Origin of the sequence: Pseudonocardia sp. 73-21 (assembly GCF_001899645.1) — a bacterium.
GTDB lineage: Bacteria > Actinomycetota > Actinomycetes > Mycobacteriales > Pseudonocardiaceae > Pseudonocardia.
The window spans coordinates 194,578-218,649 of the sequence record NZ_MKVV01000044.1; the positions used below are offsets into that span (position 1 = coordinate 194,578).

General features: G+C 73.2%; 19 protein-coding genes. 10 read left to right on the plus strand and 9 right to left on the minus strand.

Translation table 11 applies throughout. The features are described from left to right. Nucleotides 1-7: 7 nt before the first annotated feature. The 4 genes from BGP03_RS13490 to BGP03_RS13505 form a co-directional block, all read right to left on the minus strand. On the minus strand, nucleotides 8-964 hold the full coding sequence (locus BGP03_RS13490) for a lysyl oxidase family protein (RefSeq protein ID WP_296373500.1): 957 nt from the start codon (nucleotides 962-964) through the stop codon (nucleotides 8-10). A 61-nt stretch (nucleotides 965-1,025) separates the two neighbouring features. Continuing rightward, on the minus strand, nucleotides 1,026-2,009 hold the full coding sequence (locus tag BGP03_RS13495) for a sigma-70 family RNA polymerase sigma factor (RefSeq protein WP_296373502.1): 984 nt from the start codon (nucleotides 2,007-2,009) through the stop codon (nucleotides 1,026-1,028). A gap of 68 nt (nucleotides 2,010-2,077) precedes the next feature. Then, on the minus strand, nucleotides 2,078-3,049 hold the full coding sequence (locus tag BGP03_RS13500) for an AraC family transcriptional regulator (RefSeq protein ID WP_296373504.1): 972 nt from the start codon (nucleotides 3,047-3,049) through the stop codon (nucleotides 2,078-2,080). Nucleotides 3,050-3,268: 219 nt separating this feature from the next. Beyond that, complete coding sequence (locus tag BGP03_RS13505) at nucleotides 3,269-4,006, minus strand: SDR family oxidoreductase (RefSeq protein ID WP_298798840.1); 738 nt, start codon at nucleotides 4,004-4,006, stop codon at nucleotides 3,269-3,271. A gap of 164 nt (nucleotides 4,007-4,170) precedes the next feature. On the opposite strand from BGP03_RS13505, the gene BGP03_RS13510 reads away from it, so the two are divergent. From BGP03_RS13510 to BGP03_RS13525, 4 genes are read left to right on the plus strand one after another with little or no spacing between them, the layout of a single operon-like run. After that, nucleotides 4,171-5,223 carry a sugar ABC transporter substrate-binding protein gene (locus tag BGP03_RS13510; protein ID WP_296373508.1) on the plus strand — a complete coding sequence of 351 codons (1,053 nt, stop codon included), beginning with the start codon at nucleotides 4,171-4,173 and terminating at the stop codon, nucleotides 5,221-5,223. Beyond that, the gene (locus BGP03_RS13515; protein ID WP_296373510.1) at nucleotides 5,220-6,710 is read left to right on the plus strand and encodes a sugar ABC transporter ATP-binding protein; all 1,491 of its coding nucleotides are present in this window, start codon (nucleotides 5,220-5,222) and stop codon (nucleotides 6,708-6,710) included. Before BGP03_RS13510 ends, BGP03_RS13515 begins: the two co-directional genes overlap by 4 nt. Continuing rightward, a complete protein-coding gene (locus BGP03_RS13520; RefSeq protein ID WP_298798842.1) occupies nucleotides 6,707-7,726 on the plus strand; it encodes an ABC transporter permease in 1,020 nt (339 codons plus the stop codon). The genes BGP03_RS13515 and BGP03_RS13520 overlap by 4 nt, the downstream gene beginning before the upstream one ends. Before the next feature lie 46 nt (nucleotides 7,727-7,772). Then, the gene (locus tag BGP03_RS13525; RefSeq protein ID WP_298798844.1) at nucleotides 7,773-8,735 is read left to right on the plus strand and encodes a winged helix-turn-helix domain-containing protein; all 963 of its coding nucleotides are present in this window, start codon (nucleotides 7,773-7,775) and stop codon (nucleotides 8,733-8,735) included. A gap of 19 nt (nucleotides 8,736-8,754) precedes the next feature. On the opposite strand, the gene BGP03_RS13530 is transcribed toward BGP03_RS13525, so the two are convergent. From BGP03_RS13530 to BGP03_RS13540, 3 genes are all read right to left on the minus strand, one after another. After that, nucleotides 8,755-9,717, minus strand: coding sequence for a tat pathway signal sequence (locus tag BGP03_RS13530; protein ID WP_296373515.1), 963 nt, complete (start codon nucleotides 9,715-9,717; stop codon nucleotides 8,755-8,757). Between the two features lie 257 nt (nucleotides 9,718-9,974). Continuing rightward, nucleotides 9,975-12,257 carry a molybdopterin-dependent oxidoreductase gene (locus BGP03_RS13535; RefSeq protein WP_298798847.1) on the minus strand — a complete coding sequence of 761 codons (2,283 nt, stop codon included), beginning with the start codon at nucleotides 12,255-12,257 and terminating at the stop codon, nucleotides 9,975-9,977. Next, nucleotides 12,254-12,835 (minus strand): TetR/AcrR family transcriptional regulator, encoded by a 582-nt coding sequence (locus BGP03_RS13540; protein WP_296373519.1) that lies wholly within the window; start codon nucleotides 12,833-12,835, stop codon nucleotides 12,254-12,256. Before BGP03_RS13540 ends, BGP03_RS13535 begins: the two co-directional genes overlap by 4 nt. Before the next feature lie 125 nt (nucleotides 12,836-12,960). Here BGP03_RS13540 and BGP03_RS13545 point away from each other — a divergent pair, with 125 nt between their 5' ends. The 4 genes from BGP03_RS13545 to BGP03_RS13560 all read left to right on the plus strand — a co-directional run bounded on the left by BGP03_RS13545 (nucleotide 12,961) and on the right by BGP03_RS13560 (nucleotide 18,338). Next, nucleotides 12,961-14,709 carry an AMP-dependent synthetase/ligase gene (locus BGP03_RS13545; protein ID WP_298798849.1) on the plus strand — a complete coding sequence of 583 codons (1,749 nt, stop codon included), beginning with the start codon at nucleotides 12,961-12,963 and terminating at the stop codon, nucleotides 14,707-14,709. Nucleotides 14,710-14,808: 99 nt separating this feature from the next. Further along, nucleotides 14,809-15,177, plus strand: a complete 369-nt coding sequence (locus tag BGP03_RS13550; RefSeq protein ID WP_296373524.1) for a YciI family protein — start codon at nucleotides 14,809-14,811, stop codon at nucleotides 15,175-15,177. 140 nt (nucleotides 15,178-15,317) lie between these two features. Continuing rightward, complete coding sequence (locus tag BGP03_RS13555) at nucleotides 15,318-16,568, plus strand: RNA polymerase sigma factor (RefSeq protein WP_298798852.1); 1,251 nt, start codon at nucleotides 15,318-15,320, stop codon at nucleotides 16,566-16,568. Nucleotides 16,569-16,655: 87 nt separating this feature from the next. Next, nucleotides 16,656-18,338, plus strand: coding sequence for an L-lactate permease (locus BGP03_RS13560; protein WP_296373527.1), 1,683 nt, complete (start codon nucleotides 16,656-16,658; stop codon nucleotides 18,336-18,338). Between the two features lie 20 nt (nucleotides 18,339-18,358). On the opposite strand, the gene BGP03_RS13565 is transcribed toward BGP03_RS13560, so the two are convergent. Then, on the minus strand, nucleotides 18,359-19,348 hold the full coding sequence (locus BGP03_RS13565) for a Gfo/Idh/MocA family oxidoreductase (protein WP_296373529.1): 990 nt from the start codon (nucleotides 19,346-19,348) through the stop codon (nucleotides 18,359-18,361). Nucleotides 19,349-19,588: 240 nt separating this feature from the next. On the opposite strand from BGP03_RS13565, the gene BGP03_RS13570 reads away from it, so the two are divergent. Next, nucleotides 19,589-20,584 (plus strand): zinc-dependent alcohol dehydrogenase family protein, encoded by a 996-nt coding sequence (locus BGP03_RS13570; RefSeq protein ID WP_296373532.1) that lies wholly within the window; start codon nucleotides 19,589-19,591, stop codon nucleotides 20,582-20,584. A gap of 465 nt (nucleotides 20,585-21,049) precedes the next feature. Here BGP03_RS13570 and BGP03_RS13575 read toward each other — a convergent pair whose 3' ends face one another. Beyond that, complete coding sequence (locus BGP03_RS13575) at nucleotides 21,050-23,473, minus strand: FUSC family protein (protein ID WP_296373534.1); 2,424 nt, start codon at nucleotides 23,471-23,473, stop codon at nucleotides 21,050-21,052. 123 nt (nucleotides 23,474-23,596) lie between these two features. On the opposite strand from BGP03_RS13575, the gene BGP03_RS13580 reads away from it, so the two are divergent. Continuing rightward, nucleotides 23,597-24,052, plus strand: coding sequence for a MarR family transcriptional regulator (locus BGP03_RS13580; RefSeq protein ID WP_298798855.1), 456 nt, complete (start codon nucleotides 23,597-23,599; stop codon nucleotides 24,050-24,052). Nucleotides 24,053-24,072: the final 20 nt, after the last annotated feature.

Consider the following 24,072-nt stretch of genomic DNA (forward strand, 5'->3'; position numbering starts at 1 on the left):
GGAAGGGTCAGGCGGCGCAGGTGGCCGATCCGGGGCAGCTGCGCAGCATCTTCACGGTCGGCGGGGAGACGATGACCCTCGGCGCCGCTCCGCCACCCGGCCACTGCACCGACACCGCCATCGACGACGAGTTGTTGTCGTAGTCGGACTCGGTGATGCTGCGGTCCGAATTCACCGTGTTGACCACCGTGTACGTGCCGGAGGCGACCTTGGTGAGGTCGAGCCACTGGAAGTCCACCGTGTAGTCGTAGTTGTCGCCCTGGCCCACGGAGATGCCCTCGGTGACGTCGAGCGTGGCGGGCTCACGGCGCTTGCAGGTGCTCTCGGCCAGCTTCGCGGCCAGCTCGTCCTCGGGGGTGCCGCTCTGCGGGGTCGCGGCCAGGCCGGCGGCGGACGGGGCGGTGTAGCGGTCGCCCAGGCAGAAGCCGTTCTTGCGGTCGGTGACCACCGTGGCCCCCTTCTGCGTGCGCAGCTGGAACCGGTCGAAGTCGAGCAGGTGCCAGTGCTGGTGCATGGCCGCGGGCTCGTAGTACGTGGTGGCCGCCGTGGCGTGCTGCGCCTCGGCGAACGACTGCGGGATGGCGCCGTGCACGCCGTCCTGGAACGCCTGCCGCACCGCCATCTTCGGGGTGCCGGTGCTGTCGCGGTGGCCGTAGAGCAGCAGCGGTCCGGCTCCGACGTTCTCCTCCGACGACGTGAAGCGCAGCCGGACGGCCTGGATCGGGCCGGACGTGACGCACGTGCCGTTCGGCGCGGACGCGTCGAGGACGGGGCAGACGTCCCAGTCGGTGCAGCCCATCGGGTCGCCGTCCCAGCCCGCGGCACAGCCGATGGGCGCCTGACGCAGATCGGGCAGCAACGCCTGATCGGCGGCCTGGGCCGGGGCGACCACCAGCGCGGCCAGTGTGGTGGCCGCGAGGACGACGGCGGCACCGCCGATCCACGCGAACGCTCTGCGACTCATGCCGCACCCAACGAGCACCCTGCCCGGGAGTGACGAGACTGTTGCGCGGAGTAGTACCTGCTCAGTCCAGCGTCAGCGGCAAACCGAACATCGGGAACAGAACGGCGGTGTCGAGGAACGAGTTGAGGCCGATGATGCGGCCGTCCCGGATCTCGACGACCTGGATCGCCCACGCCTCGAACCGCCCGCCGGGCGTGGCCCGGTACTGGCCCCAGCCGGGCGCACCGTTGACCGTGACGGGCAGCATCCGCGAGCCCTCGCAGGCCGCCCCCGGCCCGAGCCACCACGTGCGGACGTCGGTCGGGCCCTGCAGCCACAGCGCGTAGGGCGGCATCGACAGCACCACGTCCTCGTGCAGCAGCGCGACCATCGCCTCGATGTCGTAGCGCTCGAACGCGTGGGCGTAGCGGTCGAGCAGGGACTGCTGGTCGTCGCCCACCTCGGCGGCATGGCCCGCGTCGAGATCACGCTCGGCGAGGGTGGCACGGGCGCGCTGCAGCGCGCTGTTGACCGAGGCGACCGTGGTCTCCAGCAGTGCCGCCGTCTCGGCCGCGCTCCACTGCAGCACCTCGCGCAGGATCAGCACGGCCCGCTGCCGGGCCGGGAGGTGCTGCAGGGCCGCCACGAACGCGAGCCGGATGCTCTCCTTCGCCACCGCGGCCTCGGCCGGATCGCCACCGACCGGCACGACCATGGCGTCGGGCACGGGCAGCAGCCAGGTGGCCTCGCCGTGCTGCTCGCCCAGCGACTCCACCACCGGCGTGCCGGCCCCGCCGAAGTCCATCGGGCGGGCCCGTCGGCCGCGGCCCTCGAGCTGCGTGAGGCAGACGTTGGTGGCGATGCGGTAGAGCCACGACCGCAGCGAGGAACGGCCCTCGAACTTCGCGAGGTTGCGCCAGGCCCGGACCATCGTGTCCTGCACGGCGTCCTCGGCGTCGAAGCCGGACCCGAGCATCCGGTAGCAGTAGCCGGTGAGCTCCACGCGGTACTGCTCGAGCTGCTGCTGCAGCTCGCTCTCGGACAGGTCGGTGACGAGCTCGGTCATATCTCCCCCTCGGAAGTGACGTCGGTCTCCGAGACTAGAGGGGGCCACCGACAGTTCTCGACGAGGAATCAGCCCCGCAGGGTCTCGCTCGGGGAGACCCCGAACCGCGACCGGTACTCCGACGCGAACCGTCCCGGATGGCCGAACCCCCACCTCGCGGCGACCGTGGCCACCGTGGTGCCGTCGCCGGGGTCGGCCGCCCGCAGGTCGGCCCGCGCCCGCTCGAGCCGGACCGAGCGCAGCTGGTGCAGCGGGGTGGTGTCCAGCGAGCGGCGGAAGGCCCGTTGCAGGGCACGCGGGCCCACACCGGCCGCCTCCGCGATCGTCGTGAGGTCGATGTCCTCACCGGCGTGCTCGTCGATGAAGGCCAGCGCCCGGCGCACGACGCCCGTCGACACCGGCCCGGCGCGGCCGGCGCGGTCGATCGCCGTGTGCGGGAACGTCTCGAGCGCGGTGGCGACGATGGTGCGGAACACCTGTCCCATGACGAGCGGGCTGCTCTGCACGACGGGACTGATCGCGACGTCGCTGGTCACGTACTGCATGAACCGCCGCCAGTGCGCCGCCTTGGCCTCGGTGACCGCCCGCGCCAGGTCGAACCCCGTGCTCACGCCGGGCCGGTCGTCGCCGAGCAGTTCGGCCGCGGTCCGGTCGAACGCCGCGCGGTCGATCCGCACCTGCGCCATGCGGATGTCGGACCACTCGACGCCCATCGTGGCGTCCGGGTCGTAGGCGAACACGTCACCGGGGCCCGCGGCCACCTCCGAGCGGCTGCACCCGATCACGAACCGGCCCGAGAGCAGGTGGCTGAACAGCAGCTGGTCGTCGAGCGGCTCCCACTCCCCGTGCAGGGTCATGGTGTGCCGGCAGACACCGACCTTGAACGACCCGCACTCGGCCACGCTGTGGGAGAAGCGGAAGGCCTCGGAACGACCGGAGAGCCGGGCCGAGTGGTCGGCGTAGGCGGAGCTGAGCCAGGTGTGGGCCTCGTCGGGGTCGGTCGTGGCGACCTGGAACTGGCCGGTCGAGACGGTCTGCACGCTTTCGCCCTTCTGCCCGTTCGGGGGAAGGCCCTGACCGTACGTCGTCGGGGGGCGGCGCGGAACTCCTCCGCGGCAGGGGTTCTGTCCGCGAAGCGGCACCGGCTGTCCAGTTCGCGAGCGCGGCCCGGGCGAAAGTTGTTCGCCGCAGCCTGCTCGGGATACCTATTTGCCCGGGCCGGAGAGACCTCGGCTGGAGGGGGCACGAGGTCTCTCCGGTCAGCCCCGTCCGACGAACGGCATCCCGGCCGCGGCGATCGTCATCGACGGCACGGTCACCCCCAGCGGCAGCCGGGCCATCGCCAGCACCGCGTCGGCCACGTGGGCGACGTCGAACGTCGGCTCCGGACGGATGCTCCCGTCGGCCTGCCGTGCCCCCGTGGCGATCCCCGCCGTCATCTCCGTGGCGGCGTTGCCGATGTCGATCTGCCCGCACATGATGGCGAAGGGCCTGCCGTCGAGCGACAGGGACTTGGTCAGCCCGGTGATCGCGTGCTTGGTGGCGGTGTACGCGGCGCTGCCCGGGCGGGGCACGTGCGCGGAGATCGAGCCGTTGTTGATGATCCGCCCGCCCTGGGGCCGCTGGGCCCGCATCGCCCCGAACGCCGCACGGGCGCAGAGGAACGACCCGGTGAGGTTGACGTCCACGGTGGCCCGCCACGCCGCGACGTCGATCTCGTCGACGAGCCCGGACGGGCCGAACCCGCCGGCGTTGTTGAACAGCAGGTCGACGCGACCCCAGCGTTCGTGCACGGCGGCGAAGAGGGCATCCACCGAGCCCTCGTCGGTGACGTCGGTGGGCACCACGAGCGCCGACGGGTGACCGGCCGCGGTCTCGTCGAGGGGCTCCGGGCGACGGCCGGCGAGCGCCACCCGGAAGCCCGCTCCCAGCAGGGCGGCGGCCACCGCGCGTCCGATGCCCGTGCCGGCCCCGGTCACCACGACCACGTCACCCATCAGGTTCCTCCTCAGAGATCGGACGTCCAGAGCAAGAGCCTTGCGCACCTCGACCATCCACCGCTATACATCCCTCAGACATCCGATGTTTGAGCACGTCGCTTCCCGACGGCAGTGGTGTCGTTGACCTCTGCGACGGCCGTCCGTCCAGCCCAAGGAGATCAATGATGATTCCCGTTCCGGTACGCCGTGCCGTCGGCGCGGTCGCGGCCACGACGCTACTGATCGGCATGGCCGCCTGCAGCAAGGACGGTTCGACGGCGGCGGCGCCCGCGGCCGGTGGCTCCACCTCGATCGGCGTCGACCTCCCCCGCGCCGACTCCGACTTCTGGAACGCCTACGCCCGCTACGTGCCGCTGAAGGCCAAGGAACTCGGCGCGACGCTCGTCGGGCCCACCAACTCCCAGAACGACGTCCAGACGCTGATCAGCAACGCCGACAGCCTCGTCACGCAGGGGGCGGGCGCGCTCGTGATCGCCCCGCAGGACACCGGGGCCATCGGCCCCACCCTCGACCAGATGGCCGCGAAGAAGATCCCGGTGGTCACGGTGGACACGCGGCCGGACTCCGGGACCGTCTACATGGTGGTCCGCGCCGACAACCGGGCCTACGGGCAGAAGGCGTGCGAGTTCCTCGGCGCGAAGCTCGGCGGCAAGGGCAAGGTCGTGGAGTTCGAGGGCGCGCTGTCGTCGATCAACGGCCGCGACCGCTCCGAGGCCTTCGGCGACTGCATGAAGCAGAAGTACCCGGGCATCACGGTGTTCGCCGAGCCCACCGAGTGGGACGGGAGCAAGGCCCAGGCCGCCCTGCAGACCCGCCTGGCCACCGACCCCGACATCAACGGCATCTACATGCAGGCCGGCGGCGTCTACCTGGACGCGACGCTGCAGGTGCTCAAGCAGAAGAACCTCATCACGGCGCCGGGCGACCCCAGGCACATCACGATCGTCTCCAACGACGGCATCCCGCAGGAGTTCGCGGCCATCCGCGCCGGGGAGATCGACGCGACGGTCTCCCAGCCCGCCGACGCCTACGCGCAGTACGGCCTCTACTGGGCCCAGCAGGCGCTGGCCGGCGTGACGCCGAAGGAGGGGCCCACCGACCACGGCTCCACCGTCGTGAAGATCGCCAACGGTTTCGAGGACCAGCTCCCCGCGCCGCTCGTCACGAAGGACAACGTGGACGACAAGAGCCTGTGGGGCAACGCGACCTCATGACCCCGGTAGTGGAGGCATCGGGCGTCGCCAAGCGGTTCGGCGCCACCGTCGCGCTGGCCGACGGGCGCCTGACCGTGCAGCCCGGCGAGACCCACGCGCTGGTGGGACGCAACGGCGCGGGCAAGTCGACCCTGGTCGGCGTGCTCACCGGGCTGCTGCGCCCCGACGGCGGTGAGGTGCGGTTCGGCGGGGAACCCGCCCCCGCCCCGGGCGACCGCGCGGCGTGGCGACGGCAGGTGGCGTGCGTCTACCAGAAGCCGTCGGTGGTGCCGGAGCTGTCGGTGGCGGAGAACCTGTTCCTGCACCGCCAGCCCCGCGGCCGGTTCGGGCTGCTCTCGCCGCGGAAGCTGCGCGCGGGTGCGGCCGGGCTGCTGGAGGAGTGGGCGGTGCACGTCGATCCCGACCTCCCGGCCCGCGAGCTGTCGGTGGAGCAGCGCCAGCTCGTCGAGATCGCCGGCGCGCTGTCGCTGGGCGCCCGGTTCGTCATCCTCGACGAGCCGACCGCCCAGCTGGAGGGCCGCGCGATCACCCGGCTGTTCGACCGGCTGCGCACGCTGCGGGAGCAGGGGGTCACGTTCCTGTTCATCTCCCACCACCTGCCGGAGATCTACGAGATCTGCCAGCGGGTGACGGTGTTCCGCGACGCCCGCTACGTCCTCGACGCCGACGTCGCCACGCTGGGCCGCGACGAGCTGGTGGCCGCGATGATCGGCGAGGCCCGCGGGCTCGTGGACGTCGGCGCCGACCGGCCCACCGTGTCCGACGACGCCGAGCCCGCCCTCGAGCTGGTCGACGTGGCGGGGGTCGACCTCACCGTGCGCCGCGGCGAGATCGTCGGCGTCACCGGGTCGGCGGCCAGCGGGAAGCGGGAGCTCGCCGAGGCCGTGGTCGGGCTGCGGCCGCGCACCGGCACCGTGCACGTCGACGGGCGGCGGATCCGGCCGAACGACGTGCCCGCCGCGCTGCGCGCCGGCGTCGGCTACCTGCCCGGTGACCGCAACGCCGACGGGTTCGTCGCCGGGCTGTCGGTGGCCGAGAACGCCACCATGACCATCGCCGACCGGCTCGGCCCGGCCGGGCTGGTGCTGCCGTCACGGCGCACCGAACGGGCGCGCACGATGATCACCGACCTCGACGTCCACACGTCCGGCCCCGAGCAGCCCGTCGGCGAGCTGTCGGGCGGCAACGCGCAGAAGGTCGTGATGGCGCGCGCCCTGGCCAGCGACCCGAAGGTGCTGGTACTGGTGCAGCCCACCGCAGGCGTGGACGTGCGCTCCAAGGAGTCGCTGCTCGGCGCGGTGGACGGCGAGACCCGCGGTGACCGCGCCGCACTGCTGGTGTCCGACGAGCTCGACGACCTGCGGCTGTGCGACCGCGTCGTCGTGATGGCGGGCGGGCGGATCGTCGCCGAGCACGGGCGCGGGTGGAGCGAGGCGGAGCTGGTGGCGGAGATCGAGGGCGTGGCGATGACGGGGGACGGCGAATGACCGAGACGGCGCTGGAGAAGCCCGGGACCCCGCCCGTCAGCCGGCTCAGGCTGGGGCGGCTGCGGGACCTCGCGCTGATCCCGCCGATCATCGCGCTGCTGGTGATCGGCTACCTGATCAAGCCCGACGTGTTCCTGAGCCAGTCCTATCTGGTGGACACGGTGCTCAAGTACCAGTCCGAGCTGGCGCTGGTGGTGCTGGCCGAGGCGCTCGTGCTGATCGTCGGCAAGTTCGACCTCTCGCTGGAGTCCGTGGTCGGCATCGCGCCGGCAGTGGCGATCTTCCTGGTCGTCGGCGACACGTCGGTGCTCGGCGCGCCGTGGCCCACCTGGACCGTGCTGCCCGTCGCGATCCTGTTCGGGGCCCTGATCGGCGCGTTCAACGGGCTGCTGATCGTCCGGTTCAAGCTCTCGGCGTTCATCGTCACCCTCGCCATGCTGATCGCGCTGCGCGGGCTGCAGCTCGCCATCGTCGGCGGGGCCACGATCTCCGACCTCGCCAACCGCATCCCCGTGATCGACGACCTGGGCAGCCTGCGGTTCGCCACGATCCCGATCTCGCTGTGGATCGTGGTGATCGCGTTCGCGGTGGGCATCGTGGTGCTGGGCTACACCCGCGTCGGCCGCTCGCTCTACGCCGTCGGCGGCAACCCCGACGCCGCCCGCGCCGCCGGCATCCGCGTCGAGCGCACGATCTGGCTCACCCTCGTCGTGGCCGGCGCACTGGCCGCGCTCGCCGGCGTCATGCTCTCGGCCCGGCTGGGCTCGGTGGCCGCGGCGCAGGGCAACGGCATGATCTTCACGGTGTTCGCGGCCGCGGTGATCGGCGGGATCTCGCTCGACGGCGGCAAGGGCTCGCTGTTCGGCGCTCTCTGCGGCGTGGTACTGCTCGGACTGATCCAGAACGTGCTCACCCTCGCGCAGGTCAAGGCCGACCAGATCCAGGCCGTCAACGGCATCGTGATCCTCGTGGCGCTGCTGCTGGCCCGGCTCACGAGCGGGAAGGCGCAGGACTGACGGAGCGTGTGAAGTCCGTGTTTTGTACTCTCGGTCCGGGGGGAGCATGGACGAGCTCGTCAGCCGTATCCGCATCGACCCGCGCGCCGCGGTCCGCGTCACGTTCGACCCGTACTCGAGCGTGCTCGCCCTGGCCTGCGCCGGGGCCCGGGACCACCGGCGCGGGCTCGCCACCGCACCCGCCCGGATCGCCGGCCGGTTCCCGCAACGGGGTCTGGCCGCGGTCGCGCGGATCGTCGCGCCCGGCAGCTCGGTGGCTCCCGACTGCCTGAGCCCGCACGACCCGGCCCACGACACCGACGTGCGCGCGGAGATCGGCCGGCTCCGTGACCTGTCGGCGTCGGAGCTGCTCGGCGACCTGCGCGAGACGTTCGACGACCGGCCGCCCCGGCAGTGGGAGGAGATCGCCGCCGCGCCGCAGCGGTGGGCGCACGACGTCGCCGACGTGCTCGACGCGCTGTGGGCCGTCGTCGAGCCGGTGTGGCGCCGCGAGGACGCGCTGCGCGGGCGCGAGGCCGAGCGCGTCGGGGCCGCCGCGGCGCGGGAGGCGCTCGACATCGTGCTGGCGCAGGCCCATCCGCGCGGTCGCGCCCAGGACGGCTGCCTGGTGTTCCCCGATCCCGAGGGCACCGAGCTCGACGCGTCGGGCCGCACCGTGGTGCTGGCGCCCGTGCTCAGCGGGCTGGACGTCTCGATCTCCAACCTCGACCGCCCCGACCTCGTCTGGCTGGCCTACCCGGTGGCCGCGGGCGCCCCGCCCGACGACCCCACGGGCCTCGCCGCCCTGCTCACCCCGATGCGGGCGCAGCTGCTGGCCCGGCTCGACGGCGAGTGGGCGATGGGCCGCATCGCCGGGGCACTGGGCACGACCGCGAGCGCCGCCACCCACCACGTCGACGCGCTGGTGGCCGCCGGCCTGGTGACGCGCCGTCGCGAGGGCCGTCACCACCTGGTGGCCCGCACCGCCCGCGGCGACGGCGTCCTCGACCTCTACGGGATGACCGGCTGACGGGTCGGGACGGGACGGGTCAGCCGTCGGGGGCGGGCACCGTGATCGACGCCGGCACGGGGCGGCCGAACAGCAGCGCCGCCACGTCGCTCACGGCGTGCACGCCGCCGGCGAGCGAGCCGGCCGGCCCCACCTGATACATGATCGCCAACGTGTAGCGCTCGTCCGGCCCCGCGAAGCCGACGGTGTCGGTGACCCAGTGCTTGCCGTAGGAGTCCGACTCGAACGACCAGCCGTCCTTGTTGCCGGGCTGCTGCGCCGCGCCCGCTCCCCAGACGCCCCACTGCTGGTTGGACGCCACGCCGCGCATCGCCGGGACGAGGTGGTCGCGGTCGGGGCCCTGCAGGACGTGGGCCATCAGCGCCGCGAGGTCGTCGGTGGTGCACTTGACGAAGCCCCAGTACGTCGAGGAGGTGAAGCCCGGGACGAAGTGCAGGCCGGTCATCCCCAGGTCGTCGCGGAACCGCGCGAGCATGGCGTCGCCGCCGAACCTCTTCCACAGCCGGTCCGACGCGGCCTCGTCGGAGAAGTTCAGCATCGTGTCCATGTCGTGCCGGTCGGCCGCGGTGAGCGTGATGTCGCCGGTGCGGTTGCGCGCCAGCAGGTCGGACGCGATGGCCAGCTTGATCGTGGACGCCGTCCAGCCCTCGTGGGTGGTGTCGCCGGTGCGCCACACCGCGCCCGTCCGGCGGTCCGTGAACGCGACGGCCAGGTAGCCGTGGGCACCCACCGTGCGGCGGCTGTAGGCCTCGACGGCGGCGAACCGGCTCTGCTGCTCACAGCTCCAGGCGGACGCGGGGCAGGCCGGCGGGGCGGAGGTGGGAGCAGCGGTGGGAGCAGCGGTGGGAGCAGCGGTGGGCGCGACGGCCGTCGTGGTGACCGGAACGGTGGTGGCGACCGGCGACGCGACCGGGGCGGGCGCACCGCACCCGGTGAGCACGGCTCCGGCCAGCAGGACGGTCGCGGCGTGTCGGCGCATCATCGCCGCGGACGGTACCCGCGGGCCCGGTCCGGCCCACCGCCCAGGGCCCGCCCCACGACCTGACGGCGCGCCGAAACGGTCGGGACCGCATCGGGGTCCACGCCCGCGAGTCGGCACTTTCCCGCCCGCGAGTCGGCACTTTCCCGCCCGCGAGTCGGTGGTTTCCCGCCCGCGAGTCGGCACTTTCCCGCCCGCGAGTCGGCGGTTTCCCGCCCGCGAGTCGGCGGTTCGGGATGCCACGTCGGCGCCGGATCCGGTCAGGTCGTGCGCCCGAAACCGCCGACTCGGTCACCCGAAACCGCCGGCTCGCGGGGTGGGGTGCTGGCCGCCGGCTCCCCCGTCGCCGTCACCGTCACCGGGATCGCGTTGAGGGCGGCGTTGCCCGAGAGCGGGTCGATCACCAGCTCGTCGGTGAGCAGGTTGCTGTTCACCCCGGGGTGGGCGGCCGCGACGGTGCCGGCGTGGGTGGCGTGACCCCAGCCGTGCGGGAGGCTGACCACCCCGGGTCGGATGTCGTCGGTGATCGTCACCGGCGCCTCCACCGACCCGACCCGCGACGTCACGCGGGCGCGGTCGCCGTCGACCAGGCCGAGGGCGGCGGCGTCGACCGGGTTGACGTGCAGTGTGCAGCGGTCGGCGCCCCTCACCATCGCGGGCAGGTTGTGCATCCAGGAGTTGTTGGAGCGCAGGTCCCGCCGCCCCACGAGCACCGGGCCGTCGGACGCGCCGAGCAGGTCGTGCAGGCGCTCCGCGTCGGCGATGATCACGGGCGGGGCGAGCTCCACCGTGCCGCTCGGCGTGCGCAGGACGTCGGGCAGCCGCGGCTGCAACGGGCCGAGGTCGACGCCGTGCGGGGCCGCGGCGAGCACGTCGAGCGTGAGGCCGTCCGGGTCGGCGCCGAAACCGTCGCCGTACGGACCGGTGCGCAGCAGCAGGTCGAGCAGCCGGTCGGCGCCACGGCGGGAGCCGAGTGCCGCCACCAGCTCCGCGGGGTCGCGGCCGTGCACCGGCGAACAGGGGTCGGCGACGGCCGCCGCGGCGGCCGTCAGCGTGACGGCATCGTCGAGGGCCTCGGCGGTGGTGCCGGCGGCGATCGCGGCGAGCCGCAGCAGCATCTCGCCGTCACCCGGCCGCGCGGGGTCGGCCGGGAACACCGGCGGCGACCAGCGCGCGACGTTCCGTGCGGCGAACTGCGCGAACACGATGTCGTAGTGCCCGCGGGTGAGCGGCGACGGCGCGGGCAGCACGACGTCGGCGTGCCGCGTGGTCTCGTTGAGGTAGGCGTCCACCGAGACCATGAAATCCAGCTGTCCGAGCGCCGCCTCCAGCCGGGCGCTGTTGGGCGTGGAGAGCGCGGGGTTGCCGGCCACCGTGATCAGCGCCCGGACCCGGTCGGCGCCCGGCGTGTCGATCTCCTCGGCCAGTGCGGCCACGGGGAACTCCCCGAGCGCGCTGGGCAGGCCCCGCACGCGGGTGCGCCGGGAGCCGGGGATCCGCACGCCGCGCCCGGAGCCGTGCGGCCCGGCCGTGTTGGCCCCGCCCGCGGCGGCCGCGGGGAACAGCACGCCGCCGGGGCGGTCGAGGTTGCCCGTGAGCGTGTTGAGGACGTCCACCAGCCAGCTCGCGACGGTGCCGTGCGCGGTGGTGCAGGTGCCGATGCGCCCGTACACCGCGGCGGACGGGGCGGCGGCCAGCTCGTGGGCGAGCCGCCGGATCGTCGACGCCGGCACGCCGCACCCCTGCGCCACCACCTCGGGCGGGAACGACGCCACCGCCTCCCGTACCTCCTCCACCCCGCTGACGTGCGGCAGCGACGACACGACGAGCCCGTCGGCGAACAGCGTCTGCGCCATGGCCGCCAGCAGCAGCGCGTCGGCGCCCGGGCGGATCGTGAGGTGCTCGTCGGCGGCCCGGGCGGTGCGCGTGCGGCGCGGGTCGACCACGACGAGCCGCCCGCCCCGGCGGCGCAGCGCACGCAACCGTCCCGGCATGTCCGGTGCGGTGAACAGGCTGCCGTTGCTCACCAGTGGGTTGGCCCCGAGCACGAGCAGGAACTGCGTGTGGTCGACGTCGGGGATCGCGATGGACAGGCCCGTGCCGAACATCAGCGCCGACGCCACCTGCTTGGGCATCTGGTCGACGGTGCTGGCCGAGTAGCGCTGGTCGGTGCCGAGTGCGCGGATGAGCACCGGCCCGTAGAGCGTGGCCGCGTGGTCGTGCGAGTTGGGGTTGCCCAGGTAGACGGCCACGGCGTTGCGTCCGTGCCCGGCCAGCAGCGGCGGGAGCCGGGCCTCGATCTCGGCGTAGGCCTCGTCGAACGTGGCGGGCACGAGCACGCCGTCGCGGCGCACCAGCGGGGTGGTGAGGCGGTCGGGATCGTGGTGCAGGTCGCCGAGGGCCACACCCTTGGGGCACAGGAAGCCGTGGCTGCCCACGTCGTCGGGATCGCCCCGGACGCTGAGCACGTCGGGGCCGTCGGTGGTGATCGTGAGCCCACAGGTGGCCTCGCACAACGGGCAGGTACGGAACGCGACGGTCACCAGGTCAGTCCTCTCAGCAGCAGGTCGGCGAACTGCCGCCCGACGTCCTCGGCGGTGAGCGCCCCGGCCGGCCGGTACCAGCTGCCGAGGTGGTGGACCGCCCCGAAGAAGTAGGAGACGGCCAGGTCGGCGTGCACGTCGGAGCGCAGCTCCCCCGAGGCCTGTCCGTCGTGCACCATCTCCCGGAACCGCTCGTGGTAGGCGCGGCGGCCCTGGCGCACCCGCTCGCGCGGCTCGGGGCCGAGCAGGTGCACGGAGCGCTGGAAGATCGTCGTGTCGTCGAGGTTCGCGATGCTGGTGAGCACGACGTCGCGGGCCGCGGCGTGCAGGCGCTCGGCAGGGGTCCCGGGCCCGTCCGCGATCTCGTCGAGCCGCCGGGACTGCAGGCGCAGCACACGGGCGTACACCTCGTGGAGCAGCTCGTCCTTGGACGAGAAGTAGTGGTAGAGCGCCCCCTTGGTGACGCCCGCCGCGTCCACGATCTGCGCCACCGACGTGCCGTCGTAGCCCTGCTTCGCGAACAGCTGCGTCGCGGCGGCGAGCAGCCGGTCGGGAACCGCCGTCCGCGTCGCCGTCATGTCGCTCCGTCCGGGCCACATGGCAGACCGACCGGATGGTATGCCAGGTGGTGCCCACTGTGCGTCCTTGACACCCGCCCGTCAACGCCGCTTCACTCGTGCGTTCGCACCGCGGAGGGACACGCATGACCACCGACATCGGCCTGCCGCAGACCGTCGCCGCCCTGCCCGCCGTCGCGGCGCGGCGCTACGGCGACCGCCCCGCCCAGCGCCACCTCGCCGGTGGCGTGTGGCAGGACGTGAGCTACGCCGAGCTGCGGGAGATCAGCACGGAGATCGGGCTGGGTCTGGTCGCGCTCGGGGTGGCACCGGGCGACCGCGTCTGCGTGCTGGCCGACACCCGCGCCGAGTGGGTGCAGGTCGAGTTCGGCATCGCGCTGGCCGGCGCCGTCACGGTGCCGATCTACCCCTCCAGCTCGGCCGACGAGTGCGAGTGGGTGCTCGGCGACTCGGGTGCCGTGGTCGTCGTGTGCGAGAACGCGGCCCTGCAGGCGAAGGTCGAGTCGGTGCGCGACCGGCTCCCGGCGCTGCGCGAGGTGGTCCTGATCGACGGGGAGGAGAACACCCTCGCCGAGCTGCGCGCCCGCGCCGGCGACCGCGACGACCTGGAACGACGGGCCACGGCGGTCGTCCCGGACGAGCCCGCACTGATCATCTACACGTCCGGCACCACCGGCCGCCCCAAGGGCTGCGTGCTCACCCACCGCAACCTCACCGAGTGCTGCCGGGTGTGCGATGCGATGGGCGTGATGGACGCCTCCGACGTCGTGTACCTGTTCCTGCCGCTCGCGCACGTGTTCGCGCAGGTCATCTCGCTGGGGTCGGCCGGGATGGGCGCGGTCGTGGCGTACTGCAGCGACGGGGCGGCCGCGATCATGCCCGACCTCGCGGCGCTGTCGCCGACGCTGCTGCCGTCGGTGCCCCGGATCTTCGAGAAGGTCTACGCGACGGTCAGCGGGCTCGTCCCGGCGGAGATGCGCGCGAAGGCGGTGGCAGCCGGGATGGCCGTGCGGCAGCTCGAACGCGCCGGGCAGCCGGTGCCCGACGAGCTGGCAGCCGGTTACGCGCAGGCCGACGCGGCGCTGTTCACGAAGGTCCGCGCGGTCTTCGGGGGCGCGATCCGGCAGGCCATCTCGGGAGCCGCTCCGATCGCGCCCGAGATCATCGAGTTCTTCCACGCCGCGGGCGTGCCGGTCAACGAGGGCTACGGCCTGTCGGAGTCCACGGCGATGGGCACGCTCAACACCCTCGACGCGGTGCGGATCGGCTCCATCGGCCGCGCGGTGCCCGACTGCGACGTCCGCATCGCCGAGGACGGCGAGATCCTCATGCGCGGCCCCCACATCTTCGCCGGCTACTGGCAGAACCCCGGCGCCACCGCCGAGACCCTCGTCGACGGCTGGCTGCAGACCGGCGACCTCGGCACGATCGACGACGACGGCTACGTGACGATCACCGGCCGCAAGAAGGACATCATCATCACCGCGGGCGGCAAGAACCTCTCGCCGGGCAACGTCGAGAACGACCTGCGCCTGTCCCCGTGGATATCCCAGGCCGTCATGCACGGCGACCGCAGGCCCTACCCCGTCGCCCTGATCACCCTCGACGCCGAGGCGGTCGGGCCGTGGGCGCAGGGCGAGGGGCTGCCCGCGGACATCCCCACCCTGGCGGCGCACCCGGCCGTCCGGGCGCTCGTCCAGCAGGTCGTCGACGAGGTCAACGCGCACTACGCCACGGTCGCGCAGATCAAGAGGTTCGCGATCCTCGACCACGACCTGTCGATCGAGACCGGTGAGCTCACCCCCACCCTGAAGGTCAAGCGGCGGGTCGTCGAACAGCAGTACGCGGGCCTCCTCGACGGTCTCTACGACTGACCCGGAAAAATCTTCGCGACCGGTGTCGATTTCCGGGGTGGCCCGTTCGACGCATCGGTGAGGCAGCCACACGGCCGCCCGCGAAACAGGGAGTCGATCATGCGCTACTTCTTCTACACCTTCGGTGACGAGTCCGTTCCCACCCCGCCGCCCACGCCCGAGCTCATGGAGGAGATGGGGAAGTTCATGGCGGAGGCGGTCGCGAACGGCTCGATGGTGGCCACCGGCGGGATGGGCCCGACGGCGATGGGCGCGAAGGTCCGCCGCCAGGGCGACGAGTACACCGTCACCGACGGGCCGTTCGCCGAGGCCAAGGAGCTGATCGGGGGATGGGCGCTGATGGACCTGCCCGACCACGACGCCGCCGTCGAGATCGCCAAGCGCTTCCTCGCGATCGCGGGCGAGGGCGAGTCCCGCTTCCGCCCGGTCTTCGGCCCGGAGGACGCGGACCCGACGCTCGACGCCTGACCCGCCCGCCCGCCCCACCCTCCCGCGCTGATCAAGGCATGGATGTCGCTCCCCGCGCACGACCGACGACGTCCACGCCTTGATCGCCGCAGTCGGGGCGCCGCTTGCCCCGGTGATCGGGCAGGTGGTGGGATCGCGGCGTGCCGGCCCGGGATGCGGTGGAGGACGTCGTCCGTGCGGAGTGGGCCCGGGTGGTGGCCGGCGTCGCCCGGTTCACCGGTGACGTCGGGCTGGCCGAGGAGCTCGCGCAGGACGCCGTGGTGGCCGCGCTGGAGCAGTGGCCCGACTCGGGCGTCCCGCGCAACGCCGGCGCCTGGCTCACCACCGTCGCGAAGCGCCGGGCCGTTGATGTGTTCCGGCGCACCGAGAACGAGCAGCGCAAGTACGCGGAGCTCGGCCGGGACCTGGAGATCGACGGGGAAGGGGCGGACATGGAGCTCCCCGACCTCGACGATTCCGGGGACCACATCGACGACGATCTGCTCCGCCTCGTGTTCGTGTCCTGCCACCCGGCGCTGGCGGTCCCGTCCCGGGTCGCGCTGACCCTGCGCCTGCTCGGCGGCCTCACCACGGCCGAGATCGCGCGGGCCTACCTGACCTCCGAGCCGACGGTGGCCGCCCGCATCACCCGCGCCAAGAAGGCGCTGGCCGCCGCGGGCGTCCCGTTCGAGGTGCCGCCCGTGGCCGAGCGCAGGGAGCGCCTGGGGTCCGTCCTGGAGGTCATCTACCTGATCTTCAACGAGGGCTACTCGGCCACCACGGGCGACGACTGGCTGCGCCCCGGGCTGTGCGACGACGCCATCCGGCTCGGGCGGGTGCTGGCCGGTCTCACCCCGGACGAGCCGGAGGTGCACGGCCTGCTGGCGCTGATGGAGATCCAGGCGTCGCGGGCGGCCGCGCGCACCGGCCCGTCCGGGGAGCCGGTGCTGCTGCTCGACCAGGACCGCACCCTGTGGGACCGGCCGATGATCGACCGCGGCCTGACCGCGCTCGACCGCGCCGACCGGCTCGGCGGGGGCCCCTACACACTTCAGGCGGCGATCGCGGCCTGTCACGCCCGCGCCGCCCGTCCCGAGGACACCGACTGGGACCGCATCGCCGCGATCTACGCGGTGCTGGCGGCGATGACGGGCTCCCCGGTGGTGGAGCTGAACCGGGCGGTGGCCGTGTCGATGGCCTCGGGGCCGCAGGCCGGCCTCGACCTGCTCGACACCCTCGCCGACGCCCCGGCCCTGCGCGGCTACCACCTGCTCTCCAGCGTGCGCGGCGACCTGCTCGCCAAGCTCGGGCGCGCCGACGAAGCCCGCGCCGAGTTCGAACGCGCCGCGGAGCTGACCCGCAACACCCGCGAGCGCGAGCTGTCCCTGGAGCGGGCCCGCAGCTTGGGCTGATCGGGTGAGTCGGCCATTCCCACCGAGCGTCACGGGCGGGACGGGAGCACGCTTCCCGGCAGCCGTTCGCCCACCCGTGGAGGATCGATGCCCGCACTGCTGCTGGCCGACTACCAACAGGTCTACGACCCGCTCGGCGGCTCCCTCGGGCTGTCGTCGATCGTCGCGGTCCTGCCGCTCGTCGTGCTGTTCGTCCTGCTGGGCGTGGTGCGGATGCGGGCGTGGCTGGCGTCCGTGATCGGGCTGGTCGTCGCGCTCGTGGTGGCGGTCGTGTTCTACTCGATGCCCGCGGGCGACGCGCTCAACAGTGGTCTGCTCGGCGCCGCATTCGGCTTCTTCCCCATCATGTGGATCGTCATCAACGCGATCTGGGTCTACAACCTCACCGTCGAGACCGGACACTTCGACGTCCTGCGCCGCTCGTTCGCCTCCGTCAGCGACGACCAACGGATCCAGGCGATCATCATCGCGTTCTGCTTCGGCGCGCTGATGGAGGCGCTCGCCGGGTTCGGCACACCCGTCGCGATCAGCTCGGTCATGCTCATCGCGCTCGGGTTCCGCCCGCTCAAGGCGGCGACGGTGGCGCTGGTGGCCAACACCGCGCCCGTCGCGTTCGGCGCGCTCGCGGTGCCCATCACGACGCTCGCCACCGTCACGAAACTGCCGGTCGAGGACCTCGGCGCGATGGTGGGGCGGCAGACCCCGATCCTGTCGGTGTTCGTCCCGCTCGCGCTGGTGTTCATCATCGACGGCAAGCGGGGGCTCAAGCAGGTGTGGCCGCCCGCGCTGCTCTGCGGGGTGGTGTTCGGCGTCTTCCAGTACCTGTCGTCGAACTTCTGGTCCATCCCGCTCGCCGACATCATCGCCTCGCTCGCAGCCGCCGCGGCGGTGCTGCTGTTCACGCGCGTCTGGCACCCGGCCGAGCACTACGAGGAGGCCGACACCGACGGCCGGCCCGTCGACGTGGACGGGGGCGGCGTCAGCACCCGCACCGACACGCGCAGCGAGGTGCTCCGCGCCTACGCGCCGTACCTGATCATCATCCTGGTGTTCGTGCTGGCCACCCGCGTGCCCCCGATCACGGGCGTGGCCCCGACGAAGCCCGGCGCCCACGGCACGGGCCTCGAGGTGGCCACCTGGATCTACAACTGGCCCGGGCTCACCATCACCAGCCAAACCGGCAAGGCCGTCGCCACCACGTTCAAGCTCAACATCCTCTCCGCGGCCGGCACGCTGCTGCTGATCTCCGGGCTGCTCACGCTGCCGGTACTGAAGGTCGGCCTCGGCCAGGCCCTGCGGACCTACGGCAAGAGCCTCGCCCAGCTCAAGTTCGCGATCCTCACGGTGATGGCCGTGCTGGCGCTCGGGTTCGTCATGAACGAGTCGGGCCAGACCACCACGCTGGGCCTCTGGCTCGCCGGCGCCGGTGGGCTGTTCGCGCTGCTGTCGCCGATCCTCGGCTGGCTGGGCGTGGCCGTCACGGGCTCCGACACCTCGTCGAACTCGCTGTTCGGGGCCCTGCAGATCAGCGCCGCGCAGTCGGTGAACCTCCCGCCGGTGCTGCTGGCGGCCGCGAACTCCTCCGGCGGCGTGCTCGGCAAGATGATCTCGCCGCAGAACCTGGCGATCGCGGCGGGCGCGGTCGGGCTGGAGGGCAAGGAGGGCGAGATCTTCCGCCGGGTGCTGGTATGGAGCCTGGTGTTCCTCGTCTTCATGTGCGTGCTGGTGTACCTGCAGTCGACGCCGGTGCTGAGCTGGATGGTCGCCTGACCGTGCAGACCTGATGGTGCTCAGAGGTCGGCCGGGCCCTCCCGGGGGACCATCCCGAGCTGGTCCGCCACCTGCCCCAGCACGTCCTGGACGGCCACCGTGTCGGCCAGCGGCATCACCGCGCTCTCGGCGCGTCCGGCCGCCACGCACTCCGTCACCTCGATCAGCTCGTGCGCGTACCCACCGCCCACGTGGCCGGTCCGGATCTCCTCCGGCTCGGCGCCCGCCCGGTGCAGGACGATCGCGTCGGGGTGGTGGAAACGCGGGGGCACGTCGATCCAGCCGGCCGTGCCGAACACCCGCATCTGGCCGGGGGTGGCGCAGCGCAGCGACGTGAACAGCGACGCCGCGCGGCCGTCCGACCAGCCCAGCTGCACGGCCTCCTCGACGTCCACGCCGCGGGCGTCGAGCAGGCCGGTGGCGGTGACGGTGTCGGGCGTGCCCAGCACCATCTGGGCGAACGAGATCGGGTAGACGCTCAGGTCGAACAGCGCGCCGCCGCCGATCGCGGGGTTGTAGAAGCGGTCGTCGGGGTCCGTGGGGGCGTTGACGCCCAGCTCGCCCTGCACGGCGCGCACCTCTCCGACGGCACCCTCGGCGATCAGTTCGCGCAGGCGCACGACGGCGGGCTGGAAGCGGGTCCACATGGCCTCCATCGCGAACACGCCGCCGGCGCGGGCGACGTCGACGATCTCGCGGGTCGCCTCGGGCGTCACCGTGAAGGCCTTCTCCACCAGCACCGCCTTGCCCGCCCGCAGCGCCGCGAGCGTGACGGCGCGGTGCTGGGGGTGCGGGGTGGCGATGTAGAGGACGTCGACCTCGGGGTCGTCGACGATGCCCTGGTACGAGTCGTGCACACGCGAGGCGCCGTACTCGGCGGCGAACGCCGTCGCCCGGTCCGCCGACCGCGACGCCACCGCCACCAGCTCGGCGCCCGGCACGTGCGGGAAGTCCTTGGCGACCCCCGACGCGATCCGGCCCGGACCCACCACACCCCACCGCACAGTCATGACGCCATCCTGTCCGACGGCGGCGAGCTACATGAAGTAGGCGCCCGGCGCGGTGAGGAGCGGGGCGTTCGCGGTGACGGCCACGGCGACGGCCGCGGCCAGGCCGGACACCGCCAGGGCGAGAAGGCGACGGGACAGGGGCACGGGTACTCCGGGATGCGCGTAGTTCGGGGGAGGCGGGGAGCGTCCGGCCAGTCCGTCGCTGCCCGGGCCCGGGCCGTTACGCCGTAGGTTCCCCCCATGGCACGGACGATCAGGTTCCACGAGCTGGGCGGTCCCGAGGTGCTGCGCATCGAGGAGCTGCCGGTGCGGTCACCGGACGCGGGCGAGGTGCGGATCCGCGTCGACGCGATCGGGCTCAACCGGGCCGAGGTCAACTTCCGCCGCGGCACCTACCTCGAACAGCCCGTGCTGCCGGCCGGGCTGGGCAGCGAGTGCGCGGGTGAGGTGCTGGAGGTCGGGCCGGGCGTGGAGCGGTGGGCCCCGGGCGACGCCGTCAGCGTCGTGCCGGCGTTCTCCCAGAACGACTACCCGGTCTACGCCGAGGAGGCCGTGGTGCCCGCGTCCGCGCTGGTGGCGCGGCCGCCGGGCATGGACGCGATCACCGGTGCGGCGATCTGGATGCCGTACGTGACGGTCTACGGGATGGTCTGCGAGACCGTCCGCGTCCGGCCCGGCGACCACGTCGTGATCACCGCGGCCAGCAACAGCATCGGCCTGGCCGCGATCCAGGTGGTGCGCCACCTCGGCGCGGTCCCGATCGCCACCACCCCGGCCGCGGCCCAGCGCCGGGCGCTGCTCGACGGCGGTGCGGAGGCCGTGATCGTCACCGGTGAGGACGACCTCGTGGCCGCGATCCGCGACGCCACCGGCGGCCGCGGCGCGGCGCTCGTCCTCGACGCCGAGGGCGGGCCGCAGGTGGAGCAGCTCGTGCGGGCCTGCGCCGACGACGCCACCGTGATCGTGCACGGCGGCCTGTCCGGGCAGCCGACGCCGCTGCCCGCCGGGAACTACGCCGCGGTCTGGCTGCGCCGCTTCCACGTCGTCGCGATCACCGGCGATCCCGGGGCGCTGCGCCGCGCCGAGCACTTCGTCCGGGCCGGACTGGCGACCGGTGGCTTCACGCCCACCGTCGACCGGGTCTTCGACTTCGACGACGTGGCCGCCGCGCACGCCTACGTCGACTCGCCCGACCGCGCGCCGGGCAAACCGGTGCTGCGCGTCAGCTCCCGCTGAGCGCCTCGATCACCCGTTGACCGTGACGAAGGAGAAGCCGAAGCGCTCGCGGCCCAGCGGCAACGTGCCGTCCCGCGGAGTGACGACCGCCCCCGGGTACGCGACGGCGTCGGCGTGCCGCGCGCCAGGGTCGGCATCCGGTGCCCAGCCCGAGCTCCGGCCGCCCGCCGGTGAGCTCGTCGATCGCGGCCACCTCGCGGGCGAGCAGCGCCGACCTCCAGAACCGGCGTTGAGCACGAACGGCCCACCCCCGGGCGCACCGTGACCTCCGCGGCCCGGACCAGGGCCGGGAACGGGGCCGGTAGGTGCGGGTGGTCGGGCGCGTGGATCGTGTCGTCATCGTCGTCACCGTCGTCACCGTCGTCACCGTCGTCACCGTCGTCACCGTCGTCTCGGCGAGCCGGCACTGTGTCGGTCCCGCCCGGCGCGAACATGTGATCCCGAACCGGAACGGCCGGATGTCGATCACACTCCCGCGCCGACCCCGATCTCGTCCAGCGTGACGTCGTGGCGGCGCAACCGGTCGGGATCCGCGGCCACGCGCGCCACCGCCGAGTCGTGGTGCGGCGCCCCGACCACCACGAGGTAGGTGCCCGGGCACGGGACGTCGAGGTGGTAGCGGCCGGCGCGGTCGAGCCGCGTGCCACCCACCTGGCTGCCGCGCTCGTCCACCAGCGTGACGGCGCCGTCGACGACGGGGCCGCCCGACGGGCCGGTGACCACCCCGGCCAGCCCCGTCCCGACGGCCGGGGTCTCCCGGCGCGGCGCGACGAGCGCGACGTCGAGGACGGCGTCGGAGCCGAAGTCGCTGGTGGTGAGCCGGTGCAGCAACTGCTGCAGGTGGATCAGGGTGCGGCCGACGTGGCCGGGCTCGTCGGTCGCGAACAGCACGGCGTCGGCGCGTGCGAGGGCGTCGAGCACCTCGGGATCGGCGCTGGCCGCGGTGAGCCCGGCGAGGTCGCGGGTGGCCGCGGCCAGCGCCGCGGTCGCCTGCGCCAGGTGGGTGGGCACGGCCGGGTCCCGGCGCACCTGGGACGCCAGCGCGCGGGAGTGGGTGGCCGCCGCCGCGTAGAGCGTGAGCGCGCGGCGGACCTTCGTGGGGTCGTTGTCGAACAGCATCGGCCGGGTCAACGGCGCGGCCACGAGGTTCAGCTGCCGCAGCGCGTTCTCGACGGTGCGGGCGAGCCCGTCGAGGTCGGTGGTCTCGGCCTCGTCGTCGGGCACCTCGACGGTCGGGTCGACCCGCCGGGTCACGGCGGCCAGCATGTCGGCCAGCGAGTTCAGCAGCGTCGCCCGGGCGGCCCGGACGGTGTCGCGGGTGCTCACCGGGGCCACCAGCAGCGCCACCAGGATGCCGACGGCCGCCCCGATCGCGGTCTCCTCCAGCCGCAGCACGAGCAGCCCGTCGCTGAACTCGTTGAGCACGCTGTAGAGCTGCCCCACCATGATCGTGATGAAGAAGATCATGAAGGCGTAGGAGACCTTGATCAGGTAGAAGCCGAAGAACATGCAGAGCAGGATCGTGATCAGCACCAGGGAGGTGCTGCCCACCGTCAGGCTCGCCACCCAGATCGAGGCGAACAGCCCCACCAGCGTGCCGACCACGCGGTTGACGGCCTTGATCGCGGTCTCCGACCGCGTGGCCGTGCCGGTGAACGCGAGGAACGCGGCGAGCACCGCCCAGTAGTAGCGCTGCTGCGAGAGCAGGCTGCCGAGCACGATCGCGAGGCCACCGGCGAGGGCGACCTGCACGGCCTGGCGGGAGACCAGGTCGAGCCGGCCCAGCGGGTTCCAGCGCCCGGTGCGCGGGGCGACGTCGCGGGCGACGGCGGGCGAGCCCGGAAGGTTGCCCATCATCATCACGACGGCCGGCTCGAACGACTCGGCCGCGTCCGGCGTGGTCGCGGGCACGCGGCTGTTGCGCCGCAGGTCGCAGTACTCCAGGACCGCCGTGGCGGCGCGGCGCACGGCGACCTCGGTCGCCCGGTCCCGCAACAGCCGCGCCTCCCGCTCGGCCGCCGCGTGGTCGCCGGCGGCGAGCCGGCGGGCGACGTGGGCCACCTGTGCCGACGCGGCCCGGGGACCGGCTCCGGCGTCGAGGGTGAGCGCCGAGTGCGCGACGGCGTCGATCGCGAGCTGCGCGTCGACGAGGTGGCGGCGCAGTGCCGGGGCCGACCATCCCGTAGGGGTCGCGTCGACGTCGGCCAGCGAGCTGTCCACCATCAGCGCGCACTCCGCCAGCCGCAGCTGCCGGTCGTGCAGCCGGGCGCGGATCCGGCGACGGCGCCGGACCTCACGCGGCTCAGCCTCCAGCAGCTCCGCCGCCAGCCCTACGACCTCGCGACTGCGGGCGCCGAACGAGCGCCGCATCCGCGTGACGGTCCGGCGCGGGTTCGCCTTCAGCACCGTGACCGACAGCAGCAGGATCCACGCCGAGGCGACGACGACGAACAGCAGCAGCCCCGGCAGCATGGCCAGGGTCGCCCCGAGGAACGAGGCGAAGAAGTAGCCCATCCAGCCCATGAAGCCGTAGAAGAAGAACGACGGACCGAAGCGCCGCACGAACACCGCGGCGAACATGACCACCACGAACACGGCGAGCATCACGACGTGGCTGCCCGCGACGGCGACGCCCGCGAGCATGCCGACCCCGATGGCCACCGGGAAGAACACGGCCGTGCGCGCCTTCTCCAGCGCCGACCCGCTGGCCAGCCCCATCGACCCCATCATCGCCATGACGGCGCCCAGCAGCATCGCGATCAGCGTGCCCTGGGCCCCGGCGTGGGTCGCCGTGGCGACGAGGTACTCCACCCCCATCGCCGTCGCCAGCGCGACGACCGCGTTGCCCGCCATCCGCAGGCGGCCCAGACCCGGGTCGGAGGCGACCACGCGGTCCCTGACCCGCCGTCCCCGCTCACGTAGTGCCATCAGTCGCAACCCCGAATTCCTGAAGCATGTATGGTACCGACAATAGCCGGTATCGTGCCGGTAATCGACAGGAGGAGGGCTCCTGTGAGGACGAGCACCACGCAGCCGGTCGACGTGATCGAGCTGCAGACGGCGGTACTCCGGCGCAACGTCGAGATGGTGCGCCGCCGCGGCGAGGTCTACGTCGAGCTCGACCCCGCCGAGTACCTGCTGCTCCGCACGCTCGACGACCTCGGCCCCATGGACATCCGCACGCTGGCCTCGGCGGTCGGGGTCGACCCGTCCACCGCGGGCCGGCAGATCGGGGCGATGCACGCCGCCGGGTTCGTCGACCGCGCCCCCGCCGCCGAGGACCGCCGCCGCACGATCATCAGCGTCACGGCCGAGGGCCTGCGCCGCACCGAGGCCGTCCGCGACCGCCGCCGCGAGAACATCCGCGAGCTCCTCGAGGACTGGTCCCCGGAGGACCTGGAGACGCTCGGCGTCATGTTCGGCCGCTACAACGCGGCGGTCTCGGACAGGTACGTCACCCACACGTAGCGCCGCCACCCACCGGTGTT